Origin of the sequence: Rhodanobacter aciditrophus (assembly GCF_042679525.1) — a bacterium.
Taxonomy (GTDB): Bacteria; Pseudomonadota; Gammaproteobacteria; order Pseudomonadales; family Marinomonadaceae; genus Marinomonas; species Marinomonas aciditrophus.
Window position 1 is genome coordinate 418,116 of record NZ_JBHTMN010000007.1, and the last position, 16,210, is coordinate 434,325.

Annotated in this window: 18 protein-coding genes; 12 read left to right on the plus strand and 6 right to left on the minus strand. The window is 48.5% G+C overall.

Going from position 1 to position 16,210, the window contains the following annotated elements; all coding sequences use genetic code 11:
- Positions 1 to 255 precede the first annotated feature (255 nt).
- From ACFQ45_RS07305 to ACFQ45_RS07330, 6 genes are all read left to right on the plus strand, one after another.
- Positions 256 to 1,239, plus strand: a complete 984-nt coding sequence (locus ACFQ45_RS07305; RefSeq protein ID WP_377366343.1) for an ABC transporter substrate-binding protein — start codon at positions 256 to 258, stop codon at positions 1,237 to 1,239.
- Between the two features lie 5 nt (positions 1,240 to 1,244).
- Entirely contained in the window at positions 1,245 to 2,033 is a 789-nt protein-coding gene (locus ACFQ45_RS07310; protein WP_377366344.1) for an ABC transporter ATP-binding protein, read from the plus strand.
- Positions 2,011 to 2,805, plus strand: coding sequence for an ABC transporter permease (locus ACFQ45_RS07315; protein WP_377366345.1), 795 nt, complete (start codon positions 2,011 to 2,013; stop codon positions 2,803 to 2,805). Before ACFQ45_RS07310 ends, ACFQ45_RS07315 begins: the two co-directional genes overlap by 23 nt.
- A gap of 24 nt (positions 2,806 to 2,829) precedes the next feature.
- A complete protein-coding gene (locus ACFQ45_RS07320) occupies positions 2,830 to 3,303 on the plus strand; it encodes a nucleoside deaminase (protein ID WP_377366346.1) in 474 nt (157 codons plus the stop codon).
- Positions 3,304 to 3,399: 96 nt separating this feature from the next.
- Positions 3,400 to 4,392 carry an isopenicillin N synthase family dioxygenase gene (locus ACFQ45_RS07325; protein ID WP_377366347.1) on the plus strand — a complete coding sequence of 331 codons (993 nt, stop codon included), beginning with the start codon at positions 3,400 to 3,402 and terminating at the stop codon, positions 4,390 to 4,392.
- A gap of 67 nt (positions 4,393 to 4,459) precedes the next feature.
- On the plus strand, positions 4,460 to 4,882 hold the full coding sequence (locus ACFQ45_RS07330; RefSeq protein ID WP_377366348.1) for a DOPA 4,5-dioxygenase family protein: 423 nt from the start codon (positions 4,460 to 4,462) through the stop codon (positions 4,880 to 4,882).
- A 69-nt stretch (positions 4,883 to 4,951) separates the two neighbouring features.
- On the opposite strand, the gene ACFQ45_RS07335 is transcribed toward ACFQ45_RS07330, so the two are convergent.
- The 4 genes from ACFQ45_RS07335 to ACFQ45_RS07350 form a co-directional block, all read right to left on the minus strand.
- Positions 4,952 to 5,764, minus strand: a complete 813-nt coding sequence (locus ACFQ45_RS07335; protein ID WP_377366349.1) for a MurR/RpiR family transcriptional regulator — start codon at positions 5,762 to 5,764, stop codon at positions 4,952 to 4,954.
- 247 nt (positions 5,765 to 6,011) lie between these two features.
- Positions 6,012 to 7,403, minus strand: coding sequence for an ATP-binding protein (locus tag ACFQ45_RS07340; protein ID WP_377366350.1), 1,392 nt, complete (start codon positions 7,401 to 7,403; stop codon positions 6,012 to 6,014).
- On the minus strand, positions 7,333 to 8,022 hold the full coding sequence (locus tag ACFQ45_RS07345; protein ID WP_377366351.1) for a response regulator transcription factor: 690 nt from the start codon (positions 8,020 to 8,022) through the stop codon (positions 7,333 to 7,335). Before ACFQ45_RS07345 ends, ACFQ45_RS07340 begins: the two co-directional genes overlap by 71 nt.
- A gap of 70 nt (positions 8,023 to 8,092) precedes the next feature.
- On the minus strand, positions 8,093 to 8,782 hold the full coding sequence (locus tag ACFQ45_RS07350; protein WP_377366352.1) for a PepSY domain-containing protein: 690 nt from the start codon (positions 8,780 to 8,782) through the stop codon (positions 8,093 to 8,095).
- A 349-nt stretch (positions 8,783 to 9,131) separates the two neighbouring features.
- Between ACFQ45_RS07350 and ACFQ45_RS07355 the strand changes: the two genes are divergently transcribed.
- From ACFQ45_RS07355 to ACFQ45_RS07375, 5 genes are all read left to right on the plus strand, one after another.
- Positions 9,132 to 9,926 carry a transporter substrate-binding domain-containing protein gene (locus tag ACFQ45_RS07355; protein ID WP_377366353.1) on the plus strand — a complete coding sequence of 265 codons (795 nt, stop codon included), beginning with the start codon at positions 9,132 to 9,134 and terminating at the stop codon, positions 9,924 to 9,926.
- A 10-nt stretch (positions 9,927 to 9,936) separates the two neighbouring features.
- On the plus strand, positions 9,937 to 10,599 hold the full coding sequence (locus tag ACFQ45_RS07360) for an amino acid ABC transporter permease (protein WP_377366354.1): 663 nt from the start codon (positions 9,937 to 9,939) through the stop codon (positions 10,597 to 10,599).
- A complete protein-coding gene (locus ACFQ45_RS07365; protein ID WP_377366355.1) occupies positions 10,596 to 11,246 on the plus strand; it encodes an amino acid ABC transporter permease in 651 nt (216 codons plus the stop codon). The genes ACFQ45_RS07360 and ACFQ45_RS07365 overlap by 4 nt, the downstream gene beginning before the upstream one ends.
- Positions 11,233 to 11,961, plus strand: a complete 729-nt coding sequence (locus ACFQ45_RS07370) for an amino acid ABC transporter ATP-binding protein (RefSeq protein ID WP_377366356.1) — start codon at positions 11,233 to 11,235, stop codon at positions 11,959 to 11,961. The genes ACFQ45_RS07365 and ACFQ45_RS07370 overlap by 14 nt, the downstream gene beginning before the upstream one ends.
- A 143-nt stretch (positions 11,962 to 12,104) precedes the next feature.
- Entirely contained in the window at positions 12,105 to 12,746 is a 642-nt protein-coding gene (locus ACFQ45_RS07375) for a LysE family translocator (protein WP_377366357.1), read from the plus strand.
- Between the two features lie 50 nt (positions 12,747 to 12,796).
- On the opposite strand, the gene ACFQ45_RS07380 is transcribed toward ACFQ45_RS07375, so the two are convergent.
- Positions 12,797 to 14,158: an aminotransferase family protein gene (locus ACFQ45_RS07380; protein ID WP_377366358.1), complete on the minus strand. Its 1,362-nt coding sequence runs from the start codon at positions 14,156 to 14,158 to the stop codon at positions 12,797 to 12,799.
- A 205-nt stretch (positions 14,159 to 14,363) separates the two neighbouring features.
- Here ACFQ45_RS07380 and ACFQ45_RS07385 point away from each other — a divergent pair, with 205 nt between their 5' ends.
- Positions 14,364 to 15,107: a sulfite exporter TauE/SafE family protein gene (locus ACFQ45_RS07385; RefSeq protein WP_377366359.1), complete on the plus strand. Its 744-nt coding sequence runs from the start codon at positions 14,364 to 14,366 to the stop codon at positions 15,105 to 15,107.
- A 57-nt stretch (positions 15,108 to 15,164) separates the two neighbouring features.
- On the opposite strand, the gene tauA is transcribed toward ACFQ45_RS07385, so the two are convergent.
- Complete coding sequence (gene tauA / locus ACFQ45_RS07390; protein ID WP_377366360.1) at positions 15,165 to 16,163, minus strand: taurine ABC transporter substrate-binding protein; 999 nt, start codon at positions 16,161 to 16,163, stop codon at positions 15,165 to 15,167.
- Positions 16,164 to 16,210: the final 47 nt, after the last annotated feature.

The following is a 16,210-nucleotide window of genomic DNA, read 5'->3' on the forward strand; positions in this document are numbered from 1 at the left end:
CTGCGACAAACAGAAATGGCCGAGATTGAACCCCAGTTCTAGTTTGGTGCACTGAAACAAGTGTTTCGCTCCCAGTTGGAACGAGTGTTTCTTGTGTTGCTTCCGTTCTTCCTTCCTGTCGATCAATAAAACCATTTAAATCATAGGGTTAAATTCATTTTTAAGCTTGGTGTAAAGCTGGAACGATTGTTGCTTAATGGTAAATATATGAAACGATAGTCTCACAACCCTGTACTTACCATTGGAGAGTTGAATATGAAAGCAGCACTGAAGGTCTCACTACTGGCTACTATGATGGCGAGCTCCGCAGCGATGGCGGCGGATAAGGTGACATTCCAGTTAGATTGGTTGCCAGGTGGTGATAAAGCGCCTGTTTATGTGGGTATTCAACAGGGGTTCTTTGCAGAACAAGACTTAGAAGTCTCCATCGCCAGTGGTCGTGGCTCTACCGACGCTTTGACTAAGATGGCTACGGGTCAGTCCGATGTGGGCAGTTCAGATATTGGTGCTTTGATGGCAGCAAAAGCTCAGGACGGCATCCCGGTCGTTGCTGTGTTCCCGTATTTCACCCAAGCTCCCCATGCTTTCTTTGCTTTGAAAAGTTCAGGCATTGACTCGATCGAAGATCTAAAAGGTAAAAAAGTCGCCACGTCACCCTTCACGTCTTCAAATGCGTTTTTACCTTTAGTGCTAAAGGAAAACGGTTTATCAGAGGATGATATCCAGCTTGTGAAAACCGATCCAGGTGCCCTAGGCCCAATGATGATCACAGGTAACACAGATGCCATCATCGCCTGGGTCACCAACACCGCTTTGTTCACTACCCAAGCCGCGGAAGCGGGCAAAGAAATTGTAGAAATGCCTTGGTCGAGCGCGGGCTTGTCTTTGTACAGCTCGTCTTTGTTGGCGTCTGAGCGCTTCTTAAGCGAGCGTCCTGACGTGGCAAAACGTTTTGTGAAGGCTTTTGCTAAGTCCCTTGAGTTTACTTACGCCAATCCAGCTCAAGCCGGTGCAGACATTCACGCCATGGTGCCAGAAGTGGACGCGGACATTGCGGCAGCTCAGATCGAGAGCATCACTAACCTTGTTTATAACGATGTCACAGAAGCCGATGGTTTTGGCGTCTTCACCCCAGAGCGTATTCAACAAACTTGGACATACGTGTCAGAAGCGAACGGTTTGAGCGAGGATGCCCTAGATCCTCAAACAGCTGTCAACATGAGCTTCATGCCGGAGTAATGGTAATGGAAAGTAGTAAACAAGCAGCCTATGTGAGCATGAAGGGAGTGGGTCATCGCTATGACCCGCGTCCAGAAGCACCAATGGCTGTGCAAGATATTGATTTAGACATTCACCGTCACGAGTTCGTGGCGGTGGTGGGCCCTTCTGGCTGCGGCAAGTCTACCTTGTTGCGCATGGTGTCAGGCTTATTGATCCCCTCCCATGGGGAAGTGTCGGTGTTTAATCGCCAAGTGACTGAGCCCCGTGATGACGTGGGCATTGTGTTTCAAAAGGCAAACTTATTGCCTTGGCTGACGGTGCGCAAGAATGTGCTGTTTCCGTTGAAGCATAAGTACGGCAGCTACTCTAAGGAAGACGAGAAACGTGCAGAAGAGCTGCTGCAGATGGCGGGATTGACGCAATTTGCAGACAAGATGCCGGATGAACTCTCCGGAGGTATGCAGCAACGGGTGGGGATTGTCCGTGCTTTGTTGTTGAACCCAGATATCTTGCTAATGGATGAGCCCTTCTCTGCGTTGGACGCTTTGACCCGTGAGCAGATTGGTTTTGATTTGCTGAAAATTTGGGAAGAAAACCCCAAAACCGTTTTGTTTATCACCCACTCCATTAGTGAGGCGGTGCTCTTGTCGGACCGTATTTTGGTCATGAGTAAACGTCCCGGTACGGTGCTGGATTTAATTGAAGTGGATTTACCACGACCACGTACGAGTAAGACCATCAACGAACCACGCTTTGTAGAACTGACTGATTTAATTCGAGGGCATATTTATGAGCCAAACGTACCAGCCTAAATCTTGGATTGGCCAGCAGGCGTATCGTTATGCGCCAGTCATGTTCTTTGTGGGTTTGATCGCTTTGTGGGAACTGATTTGTCAGGTGGGTAAGGTGCCTAATTACATTCTGCCTTCCCCTTCGGCGATCATTAAAGCGTTTTTCGATGTGTCCTTTGACCGTTGGTTAGGGCATTTGTGGGCGACCTTGAGGGTTGCGTTAATGGGCTTTGCTTTGTCTATTGCCATCGCGATCCCGTTATCCATTGCCATGATTCGCTCTGAGTTATTGAATCGTACTCTGTATCCATTACTGATCGTGATCCAATCCACCCCAGTTGTGGCGGTGGCCCCTTTGATCATTGTATTGCTGGGTACGGATGATCCGTCTCGGGTGTTGATCACTTGCTTGATCACCTTCTTCCCGCTGGTAGTGTCGGCCACAACGGGTATGTTGGAAACACCACCTGAAATGATTGAGCTGAGCCAGTCTCTGCGTGCTCCTCGCTACCGTGAAACTTGGCAGATCCGTATTCCTTACGCGATCCCCCATATTTTCAGTGGTTTACGTGTTTCCATCACCTTGGCCATTATTGGCGCGGTGGTTGCAGAGTTTGTGGCAGCAGAAGAAGGTTTGGGCTATTTCATCCAGTTTTCCACCTCCTTCTTTAAGATCCCACAAGCCTTTGCAGGTTTGATCTTCTTAGCGGGTATCAGTTTGCTGCTGTTCAAATCAGTGCAGTGGATTCAAGCTTGGTGGTTCCCTTGGAGCTTGCCAAAGAAAAAGCATTAAGCCGTTAAGAAAAGGTTGTTGAACATGTTAAACGCGAAAGACGAAGCCCTGTTACGCCGTAGTTTTGAATTGGCGGACGACGCCAAAAAACAGGGCATTCACCCCTTTGCCGCCATCCTTGTTGATGGCGAAGGCAATGAGTTGATGAGCCAAGTGAATGGCTATTTGCCAGATCTGGATATGACAGGCCACGCAGAGCGTAAGTTAATGACCCGTGCCAGCAAGGCCTACCGTCCAGAGTTCTTGGCAAGCTGTACCATGTATGTGTCGGCGGAACCCTGTGCCATGTGTTCGGGGGCCGCTTATTGGGCGGGGATTGGACGTGTGGTGTATGGCTTGAGCGAAGCTCGATTAAAAATCATCACTGGTAATCACCCAGAAAACCCAACGTTAGATTTGCCTTGCCGTGCGGTATTCGAAGCCGGTCAGCGCAAGGTGGAAGTGGTCGGCCCTTGTCTTGAGGACGAAGCGGCGGCCTTGCAAGAAGGTGTGTGGTAAGCATTCGCTAACCTCACACAGACAATTTAAATCAACGGAGTAGAAGCAGTCAGGCCCTTGGCCAGGTCATTGCTCCAGAATTTTTAGGAGACTCTTATGACTCAATCCTATTCTCTGGAAGAACTGCAACGTGAAACCACCTTTGGTGGCGCGGGCATTGAAGCCGACGACCGCCAAGTGCCCATTATTGATCTGAGTAACTTCGAAGAGCGCCGCGCTGAAATCGCCGATGAACTGTGGCAAGCCGCCACTGAAATTGGCTTTTTTCAGTTGAAAAACCACGGTATTGAACAACCGGAAGTGGACGCTGTTTTTCACGAAGCGGATCGTTTCTTTAAGTTATCTGATGCCGTAAAAGGCCAATACCCACGTCCAAAAGGTGTGAATGCTGGCTGGGAAACCCGCAGCCAAATTCGCCCTTCAACGGGCACCGCGGATCAAAAAGAATCCTACCAAATCACCCAATACCACATGGATGGTCTATGGCCAACGGAAGCCGAACTACCGAATTTCCAAGCCAACGTCATGCGCTTTGAGCAGCAATGTTGGGAAGTGGGCATGCAGGTGTTGTCCTGTTTTGCGGACAAGCTTGGTTTTGAGCGTGATTTTTTCACCAAAGCCCATGATCCTAAGCAAGACGATTACCAATCAACCTTGCGCCTGTTGCATTACTACCCAACGGAAGGTGTGACAGAACAAGGGGATATTTGGCGCGCAGGGGCTCACACGGACTTTGACTGTTTGACGCTTTTGTTTCAACACGAAGGCCATGGCGGTTTGCAAGTGTGTCCGGGCAAAGAAGCGGACACTAAACGCTGGACCAGCATTCCGCCCCTACCGGAAGTGATCACTTGCAACATCGGTGACATGCTAATGCGTTGGAGCGACGATCAGCTCAACTCCAACCTGCACCGTGTACGCTTACCACGAGTGGATGAATACTGTGGTAGTCGTTACTCTGTGGCCTTCTTTTGTCAGGCGAATAAGAATCAAATGATCCAAGGCCCTAACCAGCGCTACCAGCCAATTTCTGCTCAGGATTTCTTGAACCAGCGTATTCAAGCAAACTTCACCAAAGCAGACGCTTAAGCGCAACAATGACCTCCTCAAACGGGGAGGTCATCTCTTCATTTTAGGGGTCGAGCAGAGCGCTCCCATGGACGTGATTTGCCAAAGGGATTACTCTTTGTGCTTACCATTTGATTTAGGTTTCCATGCGATGTCTGCTCCGAAGCGCCCGATTAATGTTCACCAGTCTTACCATGCTCACGTTTATTTCGACGAGCAGACCGTTCAATTTGCCACAGATCTATGCCATCAAGCCGGGGAGACGTTTGGTCTTAAGGTGGGCCGTGTTCATGAAAAACTTGTAGGGCCCCACATGCGCTGGAGTTGTCAGATCTTGTTTGGCCATGAGGTGTTTGATGAGTTTTTGAGCTGGTTGGATGCCCATCGAGGGGGCTTAAGTGTTCTGGTACATGGGGACACAGGGGATAATTACGAAGATCACACAACCCATGCCTATTGGCTGGGGGAAGAAGTGGACATCAATCTGAGCCATTTTGAACGAAACAGATGACTCCTTGAACCTGTAAAACAGCCGCTAATAAAGCGGCTGTTGTGTTTCTAAGACAGGGTACAAAACAGGTTAGGGCTCTAGCTCATCCAGCTCTGTGTAAATATTAGAGATGGCCTGAGTGCGGCGTTGAGCATTTTTGCCGATGTGGCGATAGACCCGATTGCACAGCATGGACACCAGACTCATGGGGGCAGCGTAGCTGTCGAATGGGCTGTCATTACCAAGGTGGCAAACCAGTACATGATTCACTTGCTGGTTGTACACCTGTCCTGTCGGGTCGGTAATCAAGATGGTGTTACGGCCTTCCAATGCTTCCACGATCTTTTTGAAAGTGCGAGTCCGGCGGCGGAAGCCAAATAATACGATCACTTCCCCATCTATGATGTCATGTAGGTCCTCTCCTAGGGTTTGTCCCGGTTGCGGCAAAAGGCGAATGGAGGGACGAACCTGCTGTAATTGCTGGCGAAAGTGTAGGGCAATCGGGTAGGCATTACGAAAACCAATCAAGGTCACCCGGCTGGCACCGGCGATTTGTGCACTGATGTCGTTCAAAATCTCCGGGCGTAACCCTTCAAAGGTGCGCGACAGGTTGCTTAGCTCCTCTGCGGTTTGATCAATATTACTACCTTGAGTTAATACGGGGACACCGCTCTCACGAAGTGCCAATTGTGCTTGTTTGGCATCCTGCTGTGACTCAAACCCTAGCTGGCGAAAGAAACGGCTCACCGTCGCTTTGGACGTATTGGTTTTCTCAGCGATTTCCGCTGAGGTTTGGCTCACAATCGCCAGCGGGTGCTGCTGCAAGTAGTTTGCAATGGCACGGGCTGAAGGCGACAGCGAAGGGTAATTTTGTTCAATTAACGAAAGTACATCCTGCTTCACGATGAGTTGATAGCCTTATTAAGTAAGTGAATGGTATATACGGTAATCTAAAGCGGGTTTTGTGCCAACTGAGATTATTTCTCATGGCACTTTTGTTTCATCATTCCACGAAGCAGTATTACTTTGACCGACACCTATTCACAGCCTACACAGCAATTGCTAAATGAGCTAAAGCCCATTAGCGAGCAGATGAAGCAAGAATGGGTGCGTAAAGACCCCAAACTATTTTACAGGGTTATCAAGAGGCTCAGAGAGCCCCTTGAAATGTCACTTCCACCCGTAATCCTGGATGATTGTCTGACAGGGTGACCTTGCCCCCATGGAAACGAGCAATGGCTTGTACTAGGGGCAAACCAAGGCCATAGCCAGGGCTGGTACGGCTAGACTCCATGCGGTACAAGCGCTGGAACACCTTGTCTCGATAGGCTTCGGGAATCCCGGGGCCATTATCTGCCACAATGAAGCCGGTAGGGGTCACCTCTAGTTGTATTTGAGCGCCTTCTCCAGCGTACTTCACTGCATTTTCAAGGGTGTTAAAAAGCGCTCGGAACACTAGGGTTCTATCCCCTTTTAATGAGGTGCTGCTGAAACTTGCTTGAGTCAAAGTCAGGGTTTGCTGCTGAGCTTGGAGCAAGGGCTGAATCAGGTCCACCGCGTCGCTGGTAATGTCTTCCATATCCAAGTTTACAAGGGCCTTGTTCGCTTGTTTGTGCTCTAGGCGGCTAAGCTCCAACATGGAACTAAAGGTCGTTAGAATGTTGTCTAACTCTTCCAGCATGGTGTGAAGGGTGTGTTCGGATACTGGGTGTTTAGAATGCTCAATCAGGCTGCTTTCTAGCATCAAACGTAAACGCCCTAATGGGGTCCGCAAGTCATGGGCAATGGCATCCGTCACCCCAGAGACCGCTTGGAAGGAATGTTCCACTTGGTTCAGCATGCGGTTGATGTTTTGGGCCAACAAGTCGAATTCGTCGTCCCGTTCACTGGTGGGCATCCGCGCACCGAGATCCCCTCGCTGCACCTCTCCTGCAATCTGGTTAAAGCCTTTAATACGTGTCAGCAGCTGACGGGAAATATAGCGCCCAGAAAACAGCCCTAAGAAGATGGTTAAGATCAAGGCCACGACGCTGGCATGCATAAAGCGTGTTTGTAAAAAGTGCAGGGTACCATTGTCCGTAGCCACCAACATGATGCCTTGGCCGACTCGAGCGACACAACCAGAGAACACTCGCAGATCGTCCTCTCCTGTTTCCACTAAAAAGGTACTCTGTCGCGGGCAGCGAGATAAGCGAGAAGGAATACTACTTAAAATGCCAAGGGAGTAATCAGGGCTTTGAAACGCCAAAATTGGATTGGCCCTTTGTTGGGTCTGTACGGTTAATTGGCGTAAGAATTCCTCGGAAGACAGCTCTCGACTGAGAAGGTTTTGCTGCTGAATGGTGAGCCTAAGCTGATGCGCTTGGTTGCGGCTGATTTCACCCACGCTCAGTTGATAGAGCACAAACAACAAGCAGCTGATTAAGATCAGCAGCAAGGAGGTGAATAAAAAGGTAAAGCGCCAGGCGAAACTAGAGAATCGTTTTATCAACCAAGCGGTAGCCGACGCCACGTATGGTTTCAATAATCGTCGGAAGATCATCAGCTTCTACCTTTTTACGTAAGCGTGCCACATGCACGTCAATCACATTTGTTTGTGGGTCAAAGTCATAGTTCCAAACGGCTTCAAACAGTAGCGTGCGCGTGACTACCTGTCCTGGATGTTCCATAAGGTACTGTAATATTTGGAATTCTTTAGGCTGCAAGGGGATGTTTTGGCCAGCCCTTGTTACTTCACGGGTGAGAAGATTCATAGTGAGATCGCCGCTTTGTAATTGAGACGTTGGAGCGGCGCTGGGTGCAGAATGACGCTTTAGGAGGATCTCAACCCGAGCCAACAATTCCGAGAAGGAAAAGGGCTTAACAAGGTAATCATCTCCGCCTTTGCGCAGACCTTTAACCCGTTCGTCTACGGAATCTAAGGCGCTCAGGATTAATACTGGCAGCTCTTTGTTTGCGGCACGAAGGGTGCCAAGCACCGTTAGTCCATCCAGCTTAGGCAGCATGCGATCTAATATGATCAGTTGATAGTCTATCTCAAGGGCTTGAAACAGGGCTTCCTGACCATCGCTGGCAACATCCACTTGATAGCCTTGTTCTGTGAGGCCTTTCTTTAAAAAGCTTTGAGTGACTTGATCGTCTTCAACTACAAGAATACGCACTGTGTTCTCTCATATGACTAAAGCCGTTGCTTAGGGCAACGGCTTTGCAAAGGTTAGACCCAAGTGTCGCTTAGCGACGCATTGATGGCACTTGCTCACCGGATAGGGCATCGATTAGCAAACGACGCTCTTTACCTGGACCCATGTATTCTACCTTGTAAAAGGTGAGGCCGCGCTTGTTTTCTAGCTCAATGGATTCAATGTAAGCATCTGAGTGATTGCGGGCAATTTCTAGGGCTTTGTCCATGGAAATGGCGCTTTCTGCTTGTACGGCTTTTACTGCCGCCGCGTCATCGTCATCCAATTTGCTGAAACCCAATACATTCAAAGAACGTTTGTTGTACTCGGTTTCTTGCTTGCCACGTAGGGTGTAAGACGCTTTGTGACCTTCGCCAGCATCCAAGTCGATGGCTTTCACTTCGTACACTATGCTGTGTTTTTTGTCGTCTAATTCTACCTCAACCACGGTGCCAGAGTATTTGCTACGGAATTCAGCAATAACATCTTCCATGCTGGTGTCGGCGGATTTCAGGGCTAGCATTTCCAGTTCATTGTCACGGTGCTTACGACCCTCTTTTTTGTCGAACTTATGATCCCGTTCCATTTCATGGCCACGGTCGCGGTCATGCATACGCTCTTTTTCCCAATCATCAGCAGACGCAGGACCTGCGAACATAAGTGCAGAAGTCAATGCTGCGTACATAGATAGAGTGGTAACAGTGCTAGTGGCGATGATGCCGTATTTTGATTTGCGGTTCATGATGTAATCCTCTGTTTCGTGATCCTGACATGCACTATAGCCAACCATGCTTAACGCTAAGGTGGACGACACATTAAACTTTTTTAATGTATTGAAATTCTCCTTAGGGCGTGTCTTTGCATTATGTTGGTGCGGCTTTATCTGCTTGAGCGTCACAATGGTTCTTAAATAAATTTGACTTATCGGTCAAATACTTACGTCGAAATGGAAGGTGAAAATAAAGAAAAGTAAGTAATAGCTGATACTTATGTCTCAAAATGCACTTTGTGTGAAACGTTAGTTTCATATTGGCATACGGATTGCTAACTCTGTTTCACAACGACATAAAATGAAACGAGGCAAACCCAACATGAAATCACTTAAGAAACTGCTAGGAAAAACCCTTCTCGCTACCGCATGCTTAGGCACTGCCATGACTGCAGCAGCTGATGTGCTGAGCGACATCAAATCCCGTGACGAGATTCGTATCGCTGTGCCACAGGATTTCCCTCCATTTGGCTCTGTGGGTGCGGATTTGAAACCTCAGGGTATCGATGTGGACATGGCTAACTACATTGCGGATCAACTGGGTGTGGATCTGACCATTGTGCCAGTGACCAGCGCGAACCGAATTCCTTACCTACAAACCAACAAGGTAGATTTGGTGATTTCTAGCTTGGGTAAAAACCCTGAGCGTGAAAAAGCCATCGACTTCTCTACTCCTTATGCTCCTTTCTTCTTAGGTGTATTTGGTGAAAAAAGTGTTGCCGTGGGCTCTCTACAGGATTTATCGGGTAAAACAGTGGGTGTAACACGCGGTTCAGTAGAAGATCTTGAGCTGGAAAAAAATGCACCGAGCGATGTCACCGTGCAGCGTTTTGAAGACAACAACACTACTTTGACGGCTTACCTGTCTGGCCAAGTGAACTTGATCGCAACGGGTAACCTAGTGGCGACAGAAATCGCAAAACGCCGTCCAGCCCGTGCGCCAGAAGCGAAATTCATGTTGAAAGATTCTCCTTGCTACATCGGTATGGCGAAAGGCGAAACAGCCCTGCAAGCGGAAGTAAATGCCATCATTGCTAAAGCGCTATCTGAAGGCACTCTAAACGATATTTCCATGAAATGGTTGAAAGCGCCACTGCCTAAAGGCTTCGGTGCATAAGGCTTAAGCCATGCTGAATTTTACTGATCTATTACCTTATACGGATGTGTTTTTAGGGGGTCTGATGACCACCATTCAACTCACCGTTTTGACCACAGTATTAGGCGTCTTGGTGGGCACAGCATGTGCCGCCATTCGCCAATACGGTGATCCCGTCAGTCAGCGTGTGGTAGCGGCGTATGTGGAGTTGATCCGTAATACGCCGTTTATTGTGCAGCTGTTCTTCATTTTCTTTGGCCTGCCATCCATTGGGTTGATGTTGTCACCATGGCAAGCCAGTGTCATTGCTCTTACGATTAACCTTGGTGCCTACAGTACCGAGATTATCCGTGCTGGACTGAGCAATATTCCAAAAGGCCAGTGGGAAGCGGCGAAGGTGTTGGGGATGAACTTTCGTCAGACCCTGACCCGCGTTGTTTTCACCCCGGCGTTTGAAAAGATTTACCCGGCGCTGACCAGCCAATGCATCATTGTGATGTTGGGTTCTGCTGTGTTGTCGCAGATCTCGGTACAAGACTTGACCTATGCTGCGAACTTGGTTCAGTCCCGTAACTTCCGCGCATTTGAAAGCTACGTGGTAACAGCCTTGATGTATCTTGGGTTGGCGATGCTGATGCGCTACATCTTTAGCCTAATTGGCAAACGCTTCTTTGCCTATCGGGAGGCCCCATGATTGAATTTAGTAACTGGGACATCCTGCGTAACCTGCTGTTTGCGACCCAGTGGACGGTGTTGTTGTCCCTCGCGGCTTTCCTAGGTGGCTCCATCGTGGCGTTGACGCTTACGGCCATGCGTTTAACTCGTAACCCAGCCATGCTGCGATTGGTCAAAATCTATGTGGAGATTTTCCAAGGTACGCCGCTGCTTATGCAGATGTTCTTGTGTTTCTTTGGTTTGTCCATGATTGGCTATGAAATCTCCGCTTGGGGCGCTGCGATCTTGTCTCTGACCTTGTTCACCAGTGCCTTCTTGGTGGAGATCTGGCGGGGCTGTATCGATACTTTGTCTAAAGGACAATGGGAAGCCAGCCGCGTATTAGGGTTGAGTTTTCTACAAACCTTGCGTCATGTGATCTTACCCCAAGCCACTAAGGTTGCCTTTGCGCCAACCGTTGGCTTCTCTGTTCAGGTGGTAAAAGGCACGGCACTGGCTTCTGTGATTGGCTTCGTGGAGCTGACCAAGGCTGGCACCATGCTTAACAATGCCACGTTTGAGCCCTTCAAGGTATTTGCCTTTGTGGCGCTTATCTACTTTGCCTTGTGTTACCCGCTGTCTTTGTGCAGCAAGTATTTGGAGAAGAAATATCATGTCGCTCGTTAAACTTAATCAGGTCCATAAATACTATGGCGACTTCCATGTGCTCAAAGGCATTGATCTGAATATCAAAGCGGGTGAAGTCGTCTCCATCATCGGTAAAAGTGGTTCGGGTAAAAGCACCCTGTTGCGTTGTATTAACGGCCTTGAGCAATACCAGCAGGGCGGTATTACCGTGGATGACAAAGAAGTAACGTCCGAAGACATTCAGGTGCGCCGTTTGGCTCTGAGTGTGGGGATGATCTTCCAGAACTTTAACTTGTTTCCCCATCTCACCGTGGGTGAAAACATCATGCTGGCACCGACGATTGTCTTGAAAAAGAGCAAAGAAGAGGCTGCCAAGACCGCCCGAGCTATGCTTGAGAAGGTTGGGCTTGGGGATAAGTTCGACAGTTATCCAGAGAAATTGTCCGGTGGCCAGCAGCAGCGTGTGGCCATCGCCCGTGCTCTTGCTATGAACCCCAAGGTGCTGCTATGTGATGAGATCACCTCGGCCCTAGACCCAGAATTGGTCGGGGACGTACTGAAAGTCCTAGAACAATTGGCGAAGGAAGGCATGACCTTGATCCTAGTGACCCATGAGATGAACTTCGCCCGTGACGTGGGTGATCGGGTCGTGTTTATGCATCAAGGCAAAGTGTGGGAAGAGGGCAACTCAAAAGTGTTGCTGTCTAACCCTGAGACAGAAGAACTGAAGCAATTTATTGGTGCTGTGCTCTAACTTTTTAGAGGTCATGAGTTCAGATGAAATAAAAAGCGGCGATCTCCCAGAGGCGCCGCTTTTTTTGTGGAAAAATTACTGTAAAGTCGAAGATTGACTCGCACTGGGCGAAGTCTTTGATAGAAAAAGGGAGTGAAGCTTTGATGGAGTTACAAACGATTTTGACCTTTGTGGCTGTGGCCGCATTACTGGTGATTTCCCCTGGGCCAAATGGCTTTTTGATTGCCAAGACTGTGCCTATGTTTGGTCGCAATGCTGCCTTTGCTAATATTTCAGGGTTTGTTGCCGCTTTCTATGTGCATGGCACCTTGTCTATCTTCGGCGTCTCTTTATTGCTCGTACAATCGGCCCAAGCGTTTATGGTTTTCAAACTATTAGGGGCGGCCTATCTGATCTGGATTGGTATTAAAGCCTTGCGTAGCGCCTTCAAACAGGGCCAACCGATCCCTGGGAAAGGCCCAAAACCAGCGCCCCGAAGAGCCTCCTTACGCAAAGCCTTTTTTGAAGGCTTCTTAACTAACGTCTTGAACCCAAAAGTCTCCATGTTTTACTTGGCCGCTTTTCCTCAGTTTATGTCCCTTGATCAAAGCCCATTAACGGCGTACGCCTTGGTCACTGCCCACGCCATCGTTAACGTGCTGTGGTTTGTGTTGATGGTGATGATGCTGTCGCGCGTGAAGTCCATGACCCAGAGTGAACGCTTTAAGAAATGGCTAAACTCTTTTATCGGCGTGGTATTTATCGGATTTGGATCAAAACTGGCGTTGATGAAAAGCAGCGGCTAGACGGTCTTTTGAACAAAGCGAAGCAAGGTGCTTCGCTTTGTTGTGTGGTACTAGAGTTCTTCGAAGACCGACTCAAGGGTGGTTAAGATAAAGTTAGCTTCGTCCTTGGTTAATGTCATCACAGGGCATAAGCAAAGGGTGTTGTTTAATTTTTCAAATGATCGGTTGGTACGGCCAATAATCAGTCCCTTTTGCATACACATACCGACGGCTCGAATGGCCACGGATTCTGGTACAGGCTCTTTTGTTTGTCTGTCCGCTACTAGCTCGATTCCCAGCAGTAAGCCTTTACCTCGCACATCGCCAATAAGGCTGAATTTACGTTTTAATGCCTCCAGACCTTCTAATAGGTATTGCCCCATTTCAGCACTGTTCTTCACGAGATTTTCTGTTTCGATGATGCGCATATTTTCTATGGCAGCAGCAGGGCCACCGGTACAGCCAGCATAGGTACTGATGTCTCGAAAATAGACATCGCGCTCGCTGCCTTCTCCAAGAAACTCATTAAAGACTTCCTCGGTGGTCACGGTACATGAAATGGCGGCATAGCTTGATGCAACGCCTTTCGCTAAGGTCACAATATCTGGTTGGATGCCGTAATGTTGGTAACCAAACCACTCACCGGTGCGTCCAAGTCCACATACGACCTCATCGATGTGCAGCAGTACATTATACTTTTTGCAGATTTCCATGATCTTAGGCCAGTAGCCTTCTGGTGGCGTGATGACGCCTCCGCCGGCTGTAATAGGCTCTAGAATGACTGCGCCTACTGTCTCTGGACCTTCTTTTAGAATGGCTTTCTCAAGTTCTAATGCGGCGAGTTCACCATAATTCTCTACGTCGCCAAATTGGCTGCGGTATTCACTGCAATGGGGAAAGGACACAAACCCTGGAACAAACGGACCATATTGATCGCGGCGCTCTTCTTGTCCCGTGGCGCTTAATGCAGCAATGGTGGAGCCATGGTAATCACGTTCACGGTAAAGGATTTTGTACTTCTGTCCGCCGTATTTCTTGTGGGAGATCTGACGTACAATTTTGAAGGCTTTTTCATTGGCCTCTGAGCCTGAGCTTGCGTAGTACACGCGACTCATCCCCGGCATTTTTTGGATCAATTTTTCCGCAAACTGTGCTCCAGGTATGGTGCCAGCGGTGCCTGCAAAATAATTTAGTTGGCACAGTTGGTCGCGAATGGCGTCTGCAATAGAAGTGCGCCCGTACCCCACATTGACGCACCACACGCCGCCCGCTGAGGCATCAAGATATGAGTTTCCTTTTATATCCCATACACGAGAGCCTTCCCCCTTTACCATGATCATAGGGTCTTGAGTTTTGAGCACGCTGTGCTGACTCAGGTGGTGCCAGATGTGATTTCTATCTTGCTCAATTGCTTGGCTCTCTAAGAGGGACATAGTTTTCTCCAACAGGTGTTGTTCGTAGTGAAAATCAGCTTAGCGGATTGATCTATAGGGCTTTAGAGCCAATAAAGGCAATCAATAGAGCCAGCGGTAAAAGTGAAATCTGGTGCTACGAAGACTGCCAATTGGCTCTACTGATTTGACTCGGTGGGTTGCGATACTCCGTGATCATTTTGGTTTTGGAAAGAGTGAGAAACCCATGGAAAATTTGCTGTATCTAGTTCCCATCGTGTTCTTTGCGGGACTGGTTCGAGGTTATTCTGGATTCGGTTTTGCGGTGATTGCGGTGATTGGTTTAAACGTGTTTTTGCCCCCCATTCAAAGTGTGCCGATTGTTTTGGGATTGGATTTATTATGCAGTGCTGGCTTGTTAAGGCAGGCGTTAAAGCAGGCAAATTTAAGTGTGTTGAAAAGGCTGGTTGTTGGCGCGGCCATGGGAACACCTATCGGCTTGGCGTTACTGCTGATGTTACCTAGCTATTGGCTGAAATTGCTCATCTGCTTGTTTGTGCTAGGTCTGATTGGCGTCTTGCTGAGCAAGTCTCCCAAGCAAACAAAGGATTCTAGCTGGCGTCAGATGGTAACGGGGGCTGCTTCTGGAGCCGGTACAACCTGTGCCTCAGTAGGCGGCCCCATGGTGTTGTTTTACATGCTTTCTAGCCCCCTCAGTGTTGTGACTCAGCGAGCGACCATGGTGCTGTTCTTTGTGTTGTCCGACGTACTTGCATTAATCGGGCTAGGTGCGAGTTTGTTGCAAACGGGAGTGTTGGTAAATGCCATAGCTTGGCTTTTGTTACCGACCCTGGTGGGCGTTAAGATTGGTCAGTATTGCTTTAATAAACGCGCGCCGCGTTCATTCAAAACCTTGTCATTGCCGCTGATGGCTGTAACGGCCGTTGTTGGAATAATCGATGTAATCGGTGATTTCGCTGGGGGGAGTTAAAAGGCCAGTACTTATGTGTGAGTACTGGCCTTTGATTGACTATCGTAGCGTCTGTTCTTAATTTAAGGCTGCTTCAACATATTCTGAGTTGACGAAGTCCCCATAATTGTCCTTTAGACCACTGATTTTATCTTGCTCAAGTAAAAACTCTGAAGTGGATTTTAACGAAGCAACTGCACCACCTTTATCTCCACAACCTAGCCAAGCACAAGAAGCTTGAGCTTCAAGGGATGGGTATTCGTAAAGCGCCATGACCGCAGGCACAGTGCTGATATCGCCGCCAGTCACTTTGCTGATTGATTTCGCCATGGGATTGTCAGCAGTGAAGCTGGCTTTGTTATCGTTATACTGTTTATCGATGGAAGCGATTAACTTAACAAAGTCGGTTAAAAACTCTTTGTGAGTGGCCGCGAATTTTTTGTTTGCAACTAAGCCATCAAAGGTTGGTTTGCCCCATGCGCTTAATGCCTTAGAGGTGATGAGCACCTGTCCAGTTTGTTTGATCTCACCTAACACTGGATCCCAAATAAAAGCCGCATCAATATCACCACGACGCCATGCTGCTGCGATCGCACTTGGTTGCATGTTCAGTAGCTGTACGTCCTTGGGTTCGATACCAAACTGCTCTAGGGCAAACATGGTATGAAAATGGGTTGTAGAGACAAAAGGAACGGCAATTTTTTTACCGACTAAATCGGATGGCTTGATGATGTTGGAACCATTGCGAGCCACCATGGCTTCGGCATCACCAATGTTTTCAAGGATCCAAAACAGCTCCGCATCCACGCCATTGCTCACGGCTGCAGCGATAGGGCTTGAGCCTGCTGAAGTGATATCGACGCTACCGGAAGCGAGAGCTGTCATGGCCTTCGCGCCAGAATCAAAACGGCGCCAATTGACCGTTACACCGAGTTTTTCCTCGACCATTTTTTCATCGATAATCTGTTTGTAGGGGTTAAACATACCTTGGTAACCAATGGTCACTTCTTCTGCTAAAAGGCTGGCTGAGAAGGCCATTGCGCCTGCGATGAGGCCTAGTTTTTTGATTAATCGCATAGTCACTCCTTAAGTGATGAGTTGTTTTTTTAAAAGATTGTCCAAGT